This window comes from Streptomyces sp. NPDC087859, assembly GCF_044742595.1.
Taxonomy (GTDB): domain Bacteria; phylum Actinomycetota; class Actinomycetes; order Streptomycetales; family Streptomycetaceae; genus Streptomyces; species Streptomyces canus_F.
Genome location: NZ_JBIUUU010000004.1, coordinates 474,792 through 487,683 on the forward strand (window position 1 = coordinate 474,792; position 12,892 = coordinate 487,683).

Genomic DNA, 12,892 nt, shown 5'->3' on the forward strand with positions numbered 1-12,892 from the left:
CACGGGTGAGCGCGAGGCGTGGGGGCGGGCGTGGCAACGGAGTTGGAGGACCTGCGGGATGCGCTGCTGCGGGTGATCGAGAGCTCGCCGGCCGGGCGGCGACGTATCGCGGAAGTGCTGGAGTCGTCGGTGGTCCCCGGGTTGTTCGAGACCTGGATGCAGCCTCAGAAGGGAGAGAACTGGGCTGCCCTGCAGACCAGTTCCCTGAAGCAGCTGCGCCGTTACGACCCGGGAGTGCTCGCCGAACTCCAGGCCGTCGCGGCCGAGCAGGACTCCGCGCCCCGGCAGACCGGGACCGCCTCCGGTGTCACGGCCGCCGGATCCCGATCCATCGCCGCGGGCGGTGACATCGGCGTCGCCATCACCGGCGACTCCGTAACCCACGTTGCCGGCGACCACCTCGACTTCCGCGATGCCACGTTCCACGATCAGGTCATCGGAGTCCAGCACGTCCGCAACACCTACGAGAGCCGGTCGGGTGTGCCTCAACCCGTGGTCGAGGACTGGCCGTCGGCGAAGGACGTGGAGCCGCTCGCGCACGGCGTGCGGCCGACGCGCCGGGTGCAGGGGCTGCCGTTGCTCCCGCCGTACGTCCGGCGGGACGCGGACGGGGCGGTGCGGGCCGCCGTGGAGCAGGCCGGTGCGGACGGCGGGCTCGTGGTCGTGCTGGGGGAGCCGTTCGCCGGGAAGACACGTACGGCGCTGGACGCGGTGGCCGAAGTCCACCCCGACACGCGGGTGTTCGCGCCCGCGCGGGGCGAGGATCTGCGGACCCTGCCCGCCGTGCTGCGGGGTCGGCCCGACTCGTTCGTGCTGTGGCTGGACGACCTCGACACCCACCTCGGCGACGGACTGGAACCGCGGTTGCTGGCGCAGCTGACCGGACAGGGGGTGATGGTGCTCGCCACGCTGCGCGAGGACGCGTACGACGAGTGCCGGAACACTCCGCGCGGGCGGGTCCTGGACCTGGCCCACATGGTCGAGTTGCCCCGGGGGTGGAGCGAGGCCGAGCGGGAGCGGGCCGGGAGGGCGAGCGATGTCCGTCTGGCAGGGGCCGCCCGGCGCAGCGGGGCGGAGGGAATCGCGGCTTATCTCTCCGTCGGGCCGTTGCTCTGGGAGGAATGGCGGCGGGCGCGTCGGGCCGACCGCCATCCGCGCGGCCACGCGTTGGTGCGGGCCGCGATCGATCTGGCGCGCTGCGGGCTCCAGGGGCCGGTATCGCTGGACCTGCTCGTGGAGGTGCACGAGGTGTACGACGGCGTGGCGGGCATGGAGCGGGAGTCGGTCGACGAAGCCCTCCTGTGGGCCGTTGAGAAGCGGCACGGGGCGCTGCGCATGCTGCGGCGGAGCGGCGCGCGGATGTGGGAGGCGGCGCCGTATCTCGTGGAGACGGTGGCCCAGGACACGAGTTACCCGGCGGTGGACGTGCCGGTGTGGCGGTGCGCGCTGGAGGCGGCGCGGGGGGATGCGGCGTACGACTTCGAGGTGGTGGCCCGTCGTGCCGGGGAGGCGTTTCGGAGCGCGGCCGACGCCGGGGACAGTCAGGCGATGTTCGATCTGGGGCGGTTGCGCGAGGACTTGGGGAAGGACGCCGAGGCAGAGGAGTGGTTCCGGCGGGCCGCCGAGGCCGGGCATACGGAGGCGGCGGGGCGACTGGGGCGGCTGTTCGTGCAGCGGGGCGAGACGAAGGACGCCGAGCCCTTCCTGGAGGTGGCCGCCGAGGCGGGGGATGCCGGGGCGGCGACCCTTCTGGGGAAGGTGTTGCTGGAGCGGGCGGGTGAGTGGCTGCGGACCGGTGCGGCCGGCCATGACCAGGAGGCGTACCACTTGCTCGGCGATCTGGCCTTCGGCAGCGGGGACGACGACGGCGCCTGGGACCACTACGTCTCGGCGGCCATGGCGGGACGAGCCGAGGTCGCCATCAGCTTCGCCAGGTGGCACATGCTGCACAACGAGGGGGAAACAGCCAGAGTCTGGCTGCAACGCGCGGCGGACGCGGGCAACGAGTCGGCGACCGAGGCGTTGAACCTCGCTTGGGACACTCCTGACACCTTGGCGAATGCCGAGTCCTACTTCGAGGACACCGACGGCTACCCCCTGGACGTCGCCCACCACGGTGTCGTACTGGAAAAGCAGGGACGCCTGGACGAGGCCCGGGCCCGGTACGAGGAGGCCCACGCGTCCGGCGACTCCTACGGCGCGTACCGTCTCGCCGTCCTCCTCGAAGCGCAGGCGAAGTCCGACGAGGCCAGAACCTGGTACCGCAAAGCCGCCGACATGGGCCACCCGGCGGCGAAGAAGGTCCTCGACGGAAACCCGGATACGGTCAAGGAGTGACCGACCAGCCCGCGCCCACCTGCACCACCCCCGAACCCCCCGAGCTCTTCACCTGGGAGTTCGCGACCGACCCCTACCCCGCGTACGCCTGGCTCCGCGAGCACGCCCCCGTGCACCGGACGAAGCTGCCCAGCGGGGTGGAGGCCTGGCTGGTCACGCGTTACGTCGATGCCAAGCAGGCCCTCGCCGACCAGCGGCTGAGCAAGAACCCGGCGCATCACGCCGAGCCCGCGCACGCCAAGGGGAAGACAGGGATCCCCGGTGAGCGCAAGGCCGAGTTGATGACGCATCTGCTGAACATCGACCCGCCGGACCACACCAGGCTCCGTCGGCTCGTCAGCAAGGCGTTCACGCCGCGCAGGGTCGCCGAGTTCGCGTCGCGTGTGCAGGAGCTCACCGACCTCCTCATCGACCAGTTCGCGGAGAAGGGGTCCGCCGATCTCATCCACGAGTTCGCCTTCCCACTCCCCATCTACGCGATCTGTGACCTGCTCGGCGTACCGCGCGAGGACCAGGACGACTTCCGGGACTGGGCGGGCATGATGATCCGGCACGGGGGAGGACCGAGGGGGGGTGTCGCGCGGTCCGTCAAGAAGATGCGCGGCTATCTGCTGGAACTCATCCACCGCAAGCGCGAGGGGCTCCCGGCCGAACCCGTCCCCGGCGAGGACCTCATCTCCGGTCTCATCCGCGCCTCGGACCACGGCGAGCACCTCACCGAGAACGAGGCCGCGGCGATGGCCTTCATCCTGCTCTTCGCCGGTTTTGAGACCACGGTCAACCTGATCGGCAACGGCACGTACGCGCTCCTCACCCATCCCGAGCAGCGCACCCGCCTCCAGGGCTCGCTCGCCGCCGGGGAGACCGACCTCCTGGAAACCGGCGTGGAGGAGCTTCTCCGTTACGACGGTCCCGTGGAACTCGCCACCTGGCGCTTCGCCACCCAGCCGCTCACCGTCGGCGGACAGGACATCGCACCCGGCGACCCCGTCCTCGTCGTACTCGCCGCCGCGGACCGGGACCCGGAGCGGTTCGCCGATCCCGATGTCCTCGACCTCTCCCGGCGTGACAACCAACACCTCGGATACGGCCACGGCATTCACTACTGCCTCGGCGCCCCGCTCGCCCGTCTGGAGGGCCAGACCGCGCTCGCCACGCTCCTCACCCGGCTTCCGGACCTCCGACTCGCGGTGGATTCGGCCGATTTGAGGTGGCGTGGGGGTCTCATCATGCGCGGACTGCGCACCCTGCCCGTCGAGTTCACGCCCACGAGCCGGGCCCGGTAATCGGCTTCGCGTCGATTACTTGCATGGCTTCACGCCAACTCGCGCGTCCCCGCAGCTCCTTGCAAAGATGATTTGCCCTCAACTCTGTGATCTTCACGTGATCTACGCGGCATTAACTTGTGACAAGTGATCGACTGCCGATACGTTCACGCATCAGCGCGGCGACTGTCTTCATCCGCCGCGCCGGTCACTGTTGTCTCGCGAAAGGCCTCCGCATGCTCACCGGGAACGGTCGTCACCGTCGCCCCCGCCAGGCTCCGGCACTGCTCGTCGCGGCCGGAGTGACCGGCTCCGCCATCGCGATCCCGCTCCTGGGCGCCACCGGCGCGAGCGCGGCCGACGGGAACACCTGGGACCAGGTCGCCAAGTGCGAGACCGACGGTTCCTGGAGCGCGAACAAGGGTGACGGTTATTACGGCGGGCTCAAGCTGTCCCAGGAGAACTGGGAGAAGTACGGCGGCCTCGACTACGCCACGAGTCCCGACCTCGCCAGCCGCAACCAGCAGATAGCCGTCGCCGAGAAGGTCCTCGCGGACCAGGGTGTTGGCGTCTGGGGCACCTGCGGTCTGCTGAACGGGCTGAGCAAGGACTCGGCCTCGGACGATGTCGACACCGGCGTCGGGAGCGGCACCCCGTCGGAGTCCGAAGAGTCGGGTTCATCTGAATCGTCTGATTCATCCGCCTCGTCCGGGCTGTCCAACTCCTCCGGATCATCCGACTCGTCGAACGGGTCCTCCGCCGATCCGACGTCCTCACCCTCGGCGTCCACCGAAGCGGACAACTCATCCAAGTCGGACACATCCGACCCTGGCGCCGAAGACTCACAGTCGCCCGACAGTCCATCCATAGCGCCGACAAAGGGTGTTGAATCGGACAACTCATGGCAAGAAGGCGGCTCTTCGGCTCTCGTCGACACCGGCGCCCTCTCCGCCACCCAGGAGAGCACCGGCCGGCACCGTGGCGCGAGCGCCGACGAGGGGTCCTACACCGTCCGCGTCGGCGACACGCTCGCCTCCATCGCCGACTCCCTTGACGTCGACGGCGGATGGCGCCGGCTCTACGCCGAGAACAAGCAGGTCATCGGCGCCGACCCGAGCGACATCGAGCCCGGTCAGACCCTCGTACTCGGTAGCGAATAGGGCGAAAACCCCAGGAGAATGCCGGGAGTTCAGACCACACTTCTCATCAAATGTCCGGTTTGATGAAAGTGTGGGATGAGTCTCAGAAGCCCTGATCGTCTTTGAAATTCGCCGGATTCCCTGTCTACGGTCAACACCGCTCGTCACCGCGAGCCCCGGCTGCCGCAACGCCGAATCCTGCCAGCGGCCGTACGGGAACAGTCGTCGCGTCAAGCGCCGTAGGCAGGAGCGGGGGACCCAAGGTAAGTGCCGGGCCCAGCAGTTCACGCTGGACCGGCTTGGGGTGAAGTCGCGCATCGCGAGATGCGCGGCCGGGCAACTCAACCGGCCCGAACCCGACAGCTCACCTCGCAGGCGTCGGTGAGGGGATCCACCATGCTGTTTTCCGGCAAGGGCAAGCACCGTCGTCCTTCCAAGGCCACCCGGGCCGCCGCGCTCGCCGGCGTCACCGGTGTCGCCATCGCGGCCCCGCTGATGGCGGCCGGCAACGCCTCCGCCGCCACCGCCTCCGAGTGGGACGCCGTCGCCCAGTGCGAGTCGGGCGGCGACTGGACCATCAACACCGGCAACGGCTACTACGGCGGTCTGCAGTTCTCCGCCTCCACCTGGGCCGCGTACGGCGGCACGGCGTACGCCTCGCAGGCCAACCAGGCCACCAAGGGTCAGCAGATCGAGATAGCCGAGAAGGTCCTCGCGAGCCAGGGCAAGGGTGCCTGGCCGTCCTGCGGCGTCAACCTGTCCAGCGCGAGCTACACCGGCGGCGGCTCGTCGAGCTCCTCCAGCGACAGCGGCACCAGCACCCGCTCCTCCGAGCAGCAGGCCTCCCGCTCCTCCGAGCGCCCGGCCGCCAAGAAGACCGTCACCACCCCGACCGGCAAGAAGGTCAAGAAGGGCGACGGCGAGTACAAGGTCGTCAAGGGTGACACCCTCAGCTCCATCGCCGAGGAGCACGACGTCAAGGGCGGCTGGCAGAAGGTGTTCAAGCTGAACAAGGACATCGTCAGCGACGCCGACTTCATCTACCCGGGTCAGCAGCTGCACCTCAAGTAGTAGCTGCGCCTCGCGTAAGGGTCCGCCGCATTCGAGCAGGACCCGGCTGAACCACAGCGCCCTCACATCCGTGGTCCTCATACTGAAGGCCTCGTGAGGGTCCCCCCGTCCCCACGGGCTCCCCGCTCCGGTGCGTGTTCCCCCGTACGCACCGGGGCGGGGTTTTTTCTGCGCCGGTTTCTGCCAGGTTTCCGAAACCGTCTTTGTTCCGTTCGGAAACAATTTACTCTCGGTTCTGTCCACGGGGCGGTCCGCACGGTGGCCGAACGCCCGGAGCCGGTTAGGCTCGTCTCGCAGAACACACCGCGGTCCCGGCGGACCGTGTCACATCCCAAGAAGGAGATGCTCGTGCCGTCCATCGACGTCGTCGTAGCCCGGGAAATCCTGGACTCCCGAGGCAACCCCACGGTCGAGGTCGAGGTCGGCCTCGACGACGGCAGCACGGGTCGTGCCGCCGTTCCCTCCGGTGCTTCCACCGGCGCCTTCGAGGCCATCGAGCTCCGCGACGGTGACCCCAACCGCTACGGCGGCAAGGGTGTCGAGAAGGCCGTCCTCGCCGTCATCGAGCAGATCGGCCCGGAGCTCGTCGGCTACGACGCCACCGAGCAGCGCCTGATCGACCAGGCGATGTTCGACCTGGACGCCACCGACAACAAGGGCTCGCTCGGCGCCAACGCCATCCTCGGCGTCTCCCTCGCCGTCGCCCACGCCGCCTCCGAGGCCAGCGACCTCCCGCTCTTCCGCTACCTGGGCGGCCCGAACGCGCACCTGCTGCCCGTTCCGATGATGAACATCCTGAACGGCGGCTCGCACGCCGACTCCAACGTGGACATCCAGGAGTTCATGATCGCCCCGATCGGCGCGGAGTCCTTCTCCGAGGCGCTGCGCTGGGGCGCCGAGGTCTACCACACCCTCAAGAAGGTGCTGAAGACCAAGGGCCTGTCCACCGGCCTCGGCGACGAGGGCGGCTTCGCCCCGAACCTGGAGTCCAACCGCGCCGCCCTGGACCTCATCATCGAGGCCATCAAGCAGGCCGGCTACGTCCCCGGCGAGCAGATCGCGCTCGCGCTCGACGTCGCCGCGTCCGAGTTCTACAAGGACGGCAAGTACGAGTTCGAGGGCAAGTCCCGCTCGGCCGCCGAGATGACCGAGTACTACGAGGAGCTCGTCTCCGCGTACCCGCTCGTCTCCATCGAGGACCCGCTGTACGAGGACGACTGGGCCGGCTGGAACACCATCACCGAGAAGATCGGCGACAAGGTCCAGATCGTCGGCGACGACCTGTTCGTCACCAACCCCGAGCGCCTGGCCCGCGGCATCGAGGAGGGCTCCGCGAACGCCCTGCTCGTCAAGGTGAACCAGATCGGCTCGCTGACCGAGACCCTGGACGCCGTCGAGATGGCCCAGCGCAACGGCTTCAAGTGCATGATGTCCCACCGCTCCGGCGAGACCGAGGACGTCACCATCGCCGACCTCGCCGTCGCGGTGAACTGCGGTCAGATCAAGACCGGCGCCCCGGCCCGCTCGGACCGCGTCGCCAAGTACAACCAGCTGCTGCGCATCGAGGAGATCCTCGACGACGCCGCGGTGTACGCCGGCCGCTCCGCGTTCCCCCGCTTCAAGGGCTGATCTCGGCAGGGCTAAGGCTTAGCCAGTCGTACGTACGTCCCCGCACCGGTCCCGTACCGTGTGCGGGGACGTACGCGCGTGTGTGAAGGAGGGGCTGGGACATGGCCGTCAAGGACCGGGACCGGTTCTCCACCGCGACCAGGATCCGGCTGCTCGGCGAGCAGACCGCGGCCCGGGTCTACCGTTCCCAGACCAAGCGGCAGGCCCGCCGCTCCCGGCTGACCGGCCGGGCGGCACTGCTCGCGCTGGTCCTGTGCTCGCTGATCGTCGCGCTCGCCTATCCGATAAGGCAGTACGTCTCCCAGCGCGCCGAGATCGCGGACCTCCAGCGGCAGCAGGAACAGGCCCGGCAGCGGGTCGAGCAGCTGCGGGACCAGAAGGCACGCTGGCAGGACGACGCGTACGCCGAGCAGCGGATCCGCGAGCGGCTCCACTACGTGATGCCGGGGGAGACGGGGTTCATCGTCGTCGATCCGGGCGCGGCGCGGCAGTCGCGGGCCGACATGGGGGCGGCCGACCGCCCCTGGTACTCCAACGTCTGGGACGGGGTCGACAAGTCCGACGCCTCCGACCAGTGAACCGACCTTTTCCGCAGTCAGACAGCAGAGAGACTTTCGTACGGCATGGAAACGCCCCCGCCGACCACCGAGCGCACCGAGCCCACCGACGCCGACGTCGAGGCCTTCAAGCAGCAGCTCGGGCGTCCGCCGCGCGGCCTGCGCGCGATCGCGCACCGCTGTCCGTGCGGCCAGCCGGACGTGGTGGAGACGGCCCCCCGGCTCCCCGACGGCACGCCCTTCCCGACGACGTACTACCTGACGTGTCCGCGCGCCGCCTCGGCGATCGGCACGCTGGAGGCGAACGGCGTCATGAAGGAGATGACGGAGCGGCTCCAGAGCGACCCGGAGCTCGCCGCCGCCTACCGCGGCGCGCACGAGGACTACATCGCGCGCCGTGACGCCATCGAGGTCCTGGAGGGCTTCCCGAGCGCGGGTGGCATGCCGGACCGGGTGAAGTGCCTGCATGTGCTGGTGGGGCACTCCCTGGCCGCGGGGCCCGGTGTGAACCCGCTGGGCGACGAGGCGATCGAGATGCTGCCGGAGTGGTGGCGCAAGGGTCCGTGCGTGCAGCCGCTCGTGGCTCCCGACCCGGCGGACGAGCTGCCGGGCGAGGAGGGCGTGGTCTCCGGTCCCGCCGAGGCCCGCGGCGGCTCCTTCGCCGACGCCCCGCCGGCCCCCGAGGGGTTCGGCCGGGTCGCCGCCGTCGACTGCGGTACGAACTCCATCCGCCTCCTCGTCGCGGACGTCAACCCCGCCACCGGTGAGCTGGTGGAGCTGGACCGGCGGATGACGATCGTGCGGCTCGGCCAGGACGTGGACCGGACCGGCAGGCTGGCCCCGGAGGCGCTGGAGCGGACGTTCGCGGCCTGCCGGGAGTACGCGGACGTGATCCGTGGACTGGGCGCCGGCAAGGTGCGGTTCGTGGCCACCTCCGCCTCCCGGGACGCCTCGAACCGGGACGAGTTCGTCCGGGGCGTCCTCGAGATCCTCGGTGTCGAGCCCGAGGTCATCTCCGGCGAGCGGGAGGCGGAGTTCTCCTTCACGGGCGCCACCAAGGAGCTGACCGGCCACGACGGGTTCGCCGAGCCGTATCTCGTCGTGGACATCGGCGGCGGCTCGACGGAGTTCGTGGTCGGGGACGACCGGGTGCGCGCCGCCCGTTCCGTCGACATCGGCTGTGTGCGGATGACCGAGCGGCATCTCGTCCAGGACGGGGTCGTGACCGACCCGCCCTCCGAGGCGCAGATCGCCGCCATGCGCGCCGACATCGAGGCCGCCCTCGACCTCGCCGAGGAGTCCGTGCCGCTGCGCGAGGCGCGCACGCTGGTGGGGCTCGCCGGGTCCGTCACCACCGTGTCGGCGATCGCGCAGGAGCTGCCCGCGTACGACTCGGCCCGCATCCACCACTCCCGGGTCTCCCGCGAGCGGGTCCGCGAGATCACCGAGTGGCTGCTGCGCTCCACGCACGCCGAGCGCGCGGCCGTTCCCTCCATGCACCCCGGGCGCGTGGACGTCATCGCCGCGGGGGCTCTCGTACTGCTCTCGATCATGGAGCGGACCGGGGCCGAGGAGGTCGTCGTGAGCGAGCACGACATCCTCGACGGCATCGCGTGGTCGATCACGTAGCCCTCTGCTGAGCAGGCAGAACAACGTATGAGCACGTCTGAGGGGCCCTTCGGGGCCCCTCTGTCGTGTGCCGTCGGAAAAGTTCGTGAAGTTCTTCACAAGGAAATCGGTCCTGTTGGGCGGCGAATGTGGCCCGGTTGACCCTTCCGAGGCCCCAACGGCCCTGTGAACACGTTCAAAACGGCCGGACGCGGACCCTTCGCGAGGGTGTCGCGCGAGATCGTTTCGAAGGTCTCACGAAGCCTCCGAAAGCCCGGAGAGGCAGCTCACGCGGCATTGACAACGGCCCGCCCTACACGCCGGTTCCCGGTCCGCGCCATGACCTGGATCACGCGAGCCGCGGAGGATAACACACACCCCGTCGGAGCTTGTGAAGGGGCGCACGAGCGACCCTCCAGGGGCGGGTGGATACTCGATGGCATGAGCACCACGGAGCGTCCCAGGATCCTCGTAGTAGGCGGTGGGTACGTAGGCCTGTACGCAGCTCGGCGCATTCTCAAGAAGATGCGCTACGGCGAGGCGACCGTCACGGTCGTCGACCCCCGGTCGTACATGACCTACCAGCCCTTCCTCCCCGAAACCGCCGCCGGCAACATCTCCCCTCGCCATGTCGTCGTCCCGTTGCGACGCGTGCTGCCCAAGGCGGAGGTGCTCACCGGCCGGGTCACCACCATCGATCAGGACCGCAAGGTCGCCACGATCGCCCCGCTGGTCGGCGAGGCGTACGAGCTGCCCTTCGACTACCTGGTCATCGCGCTCGGCGCGGTCTCCCGCACCTTCCCGATCCCCGGCCTCGCCGAGCAGGGCATCGGTATGAAGGGCGTCGAGGAGGCCATCGGCCTGCGCAACCACGTCCTCGAGCAGCTCGACAAGGCCGACTCCACCACCGACGAGGAGATCCGCCGCAAGGCGCTCACCTTCGTCTTCATCGGCGGCGGCTTCGCCGGTGCGGAGACCATCGGTGAGGTCGAGGACCTGGCCCGCGACGCGGCCAAGTACTACAAGACCGTGTCCCGCGAGGACATGCGCTTCATCCTGGTCGACGCCGCGGACAAGATCCTGCCCGAGGTCGGCCCCAAGCTCGGCCAGTACGGCAAGGAGCACCTGGAGAGCCGCGGTGTGGAGATCTACCTCTCCACCTCGATGGACTCCTGCGTCGACGGCCACGTCGTGCTGAAGAACGGGCTGGAGGTCGACTCCAACACCATCGTGTGGACCGCCGGCGTCAAGCCCAACCCGGTCCTGTCGCGCTACGGCCTCCCGCTCGGCCCCCGCGGCCACGTGGACACCGCTCCGACCCTCCAGGTCCAGGGCACCGACTACATCTGGGCCGCCGGCGACAACGCCCAGGTCCCGGACGTCGCCGCCCGCAAGGCCGGCGTCGAGAACGCCTGGTGCCCGCCGAACGCCCAGCACGCGCTGCGTCAGGCCAAGGTCCTCGGCGACAACGTGGTCTCCGGCATGCGGGGCTTCCCGCAGAAGGAGTACGCGCACTCCAACAAGGGTGCGGTGGCCGGTCTCGGCCTCCACAAGGGCGTCGCGATGATCGTCATGGGCAAGATGAAGATCAAGGTCAAGGGCCGTCTCGCCTGGTACATGCACCGTGGCTACCACGGTCTGGCGATGCCGACCTGGAACCGCAAGGTCCGCGTCTTCGCCGACTGGACCCTCGGTATGTTCCTCAAGCGCGAGGTCGTCTCCCTCGGCGCGATGGAGCACCCGCGCGAGGAGTTCTACGAGGCCGCGAAGCCCGTGCCGGCGGCCGCGAAGCCGGAGCAGAAGACCGAGGCGAAGGCCTCCTGACCCGCTCCGGTCACCGAACCACCCGAAGGACCTCCCGCCATCCGTGGTGCGGGAGGTCCTTCGGCGTTCCCGGGATTGCGTCCCGGCCTGTCGTTGTTTAGCAGGTGGACAAAACCGGGATCCTCGTCACGGAGGTGTGCGCCATGTCCGATGCCGCCCTGCGGCTGAAGAGCGTCTTGGAACAACTACTGGGAAGCCCTCTCCCGGTGCGTATCCGCGCGTGGGACGGATCCCAGGCAGGCCCGCCGGGCGCCCCCGTGCTGGTCGTGCGCAACCGCCGAGCCGTCCGGCGGCTGCTGTTCAAGCCCGGCGAGCTCGGCCTCGCACGCGCCTGGGTCGCCGGCGACCTGGACATCGACGGCGACCTCTACACCGCCCTCGGCCTCATCTCGGGCCTGGTCTGGGAGCGCGACGAGGACTCCAGGAACCTCTCCGAGGCGCTGCGCGACCCCCGCGTACGGTCCGCCGTACGCGACCTCGTGAAGCTCGGCGGAGTTCCGCTGCCGCCCGCCCCGCCCCGCGAGGAGGTCCGCCGCCGCGGTCACCTCCACACCAGACGCACCGACAGACGGGCCGTCAGCCACCACTACGACGTCGGCAACGACTTCTACGAGATCGTCCTCGGCCCGTCGATGGTCTACTCGTGCGCCTACTGGGAGTCCCCCGGCAGCACACTCGAAGCCGCCCAGCGCGACAAGCTCGAACTCGTCTGCCGCAAACTCGGCCTGACCCCCGGCCGGCGACTCCTCGACGTCGGCTGCGGCTGGGGATCGATGGCCGTCCACGCCGCCCGCGAGCACGGCGTGAGCGTCGTCGGCGTCACCCTCTCCCAGGAACAGGCCGCCTACGCCCGTAAGCGCGTCGCCGACGAGGGACTCACCGACCGGGTCGAGATCCGCGTCCAGGACTACCGGGACGTCACCGACGGGCCCTACGACGCGATCGCCTCCATCGGGATGGCCGAACACGTCGGCGCCGACCGGTACCTGGAGTACGCCCGAGACCTGTACGCCCTCCTGAAGCCCGGCGGACGTCTCCTCAACCACCAGATCGCCCGCCGCCCCGAACGCGAGGAAACCACCTACCACGTCGACGAGTTCATCGACGCCTACGTCTTCCCCGACGGCGAACTCGCCCCCCTCGGCACCACCGTCACCCAACTGGAGCGCGCCCGCCTCGAGGTGCGTGACGTCGAGTCGATCCGCGAGCACTACGGCCTCACCCTGCGCCGCTGGGTCGCGAACCTGGAGGCCGACTGGCCCCGTGCCCAGCGGATCGCGGGCCCCGGCCGGGCCCGGGTCTGGCTCCTCTACATGGCGGCCTGCGCCCTGGCCTTCGAACGCAACCGCATCGGCGTCAACCAGATCCTGGCCGTCCGGCCACCGCAGTCCGGCGCCTCCGGGCTGCCGCTGCGGGCGCGCACCTGGAACTGAACGGACGAAAGGGGCCCGCCGCTCGCGCG

Annotated in this window: 9 protein-coding genes, 1 pseudogene and 1 riboswitch; all 10 genes and pseudogenes read left to right on the plus strand. The window is 69.7% G+C overall.

All coding sequences use genetic code 11. From position 1 onward, the window contains the following. Positions 1-30: 30 nt before the first annotated feature. The 10 genes and pseudogenes from ACIOHP_RS12300 to ACIOHP_RS12345 all read left to right on the plus strand — a co-directional run bounded on the left by ACIOHP_RS12300 (position 31) and on the right by ACIOHP_RS12345 (position 12,863). A complete protein-coding gene (locus ACIOHP_RS12300) occupies positions 31-2,337 on the plus strand; it encodes a hypothetical protein (RefSeq protein WP_401886215.1) in 2,307 nt (768 codons plus the stop codon). Continuing rightward, entirely contained in the window at positions 2,334-3,623 is a 1,290-nt protein-coding gene (locus ACIOHP_RS12305; protein WP_401886218.1) for a cytochrome P450, read from the plus strand. Before ACIOHP_RS12300 ends, ACIOHP_RS12305 begins: the two co-directional genes overlap by 4 nt. Positions 3,624-3,838: 215 nt before the next feature. Beyond that, entirely contained in the window at positions 3,839-4,762 is a 924-nt protein-coding gene (locus tag ACIOHP_RS12310; protein WP_401886222.1) for a transglycosylase family protein, read from the plus strand. A gap of 204 nt (positions 4,763-4,966) precedes the next feature. Then, positions 4,967-5,134: riboswitch (cyclic di-AMP (ydaO/yuaA leader) on the plus strand. A 3-nt stretch (positions 5,135-5,137) separates the two neighbouring features. Then, a complete protein-coding gene (locus tag ACIOHP_RS12315) occupies positions 5,138-5,812 on the plus strand; it encodes a transglycosylase family protein (RefSeq protein ID WP_361538068.1) in 675 nt (224 codons plus the stop codon). Positions 5,813-6,160: 348 nt separating this feature from the next. Further along, entirely contained in the window at positions 6,161-7,441 is a 1,281-nt protein-coding gene (gene eno / locus ACIOHP_RS12320) for a phosphopyruvate hydratase (protein WP_361538066.1), read from the plus strand. A gap of 101 nt (positions 7,442-7,542) precedes the next feature. Next, positions 7,543-8,019 carry a septum formation initiator family protein gene (locus tag ACIOHP_RS12325; RefSeq protein ID WP_046257553.1) on the plus strand — a complete coding sequence of 159 codons (477 nt, stop codon included), beginning with the start codon at positions 7,543-7,545 and terminating at the stop codon, positions 8,017-8,019. Positions 8,020-8,064: 45 nt separating this feature from the next. Beyond that, positions 8,065-8,469, plus strand: a pseudogene (locus ACIOHP_RS12330) (DUF501 domain-containing protein); the annotation flags it as partial. Positions 8,470-8,724: 255 nt separating this feature from the next. Further along, positions 8,725-9,627 carry a Ppx/GppA phosphatase family protein gene (locus ACIOHP_RS12335; RefSeq protein ID WP_361538821.1) on the plus strand — a complete coding sequence of 301 codons (903 nt, stop codon included), beginning with the start codon at positions 8,725-8,727 and terminating at the stop codon, positions 9,625-9,627. Between the two features lie 420 nt (positions 9,628-10,047). Continuing rightward, positions 10,048-11,430: an NAD(P)/FAD-dependent oxidoreductase gene (locus ACIOHP_RS12340; protein ID WP_327717533.1), complete on the plus strand. Its 1,383-nt coding sequence runs from the start codon at positions 10,048-10,050 to the stop codon at positions 11,428-11,430. Positions 11,431-11,573: 143 nt separating this feature from the next. Continuing rightward, on the plus strand, positions 11,574-12,863 hold the full coding sequence (locus ACIOHP_RS12345; protein WP_361538063.1) for a cyclopropane-fatty-acyl-phospholipid synthase family protein: 1,290 nt from the start codon (positions 11,574-11,576) through the stop codon (positions 12,861-12,863). The last annotated feature ends 29 nt before the right edge of the window (positions 12,864-12,892 follow it).

Bases quoted from the DNA above. Each gene is read 5' to 3' on its own strand.
- ACIOHP_RS12345 (WP_361538063.1), top strand. From the start codon at position 11,574: ATGTCCGATGCCGCCCTGCGGCTGAAGAGCGTCTTGGAACAACTACTG.
- ACIOHP_RS12310 (WP_401886222.1), top strand. From the start codon at position 3,839: ATGCTCACCGGGAACGGTCGTCACCGTCGCCCCCGCCAGGCTCCGGCA.
- ACIOHP_RS12315 (WP_361538068.1), top strand. From the start codon at position 5,138: ATGCTGTTTTCCGGCAAGGGCAAGCACCGTCGTCCTTCCAAGGCCACC.
- ACIOHP_RS12340 (WP_327717533.1), top strand. From the start codon at position 10,048: ATGAGCACCACGGAGCGTCCCAGGATCCTCGTAGTAGGCGGTGGGTAC.
- ACIOHP_RS12325 (WP_046257553.1), top strand. From the start codon at position 7,543: ATGGCCGTCAAGGACCGGGACCGGTTCTCCACCGCGACCAGGATCCGG.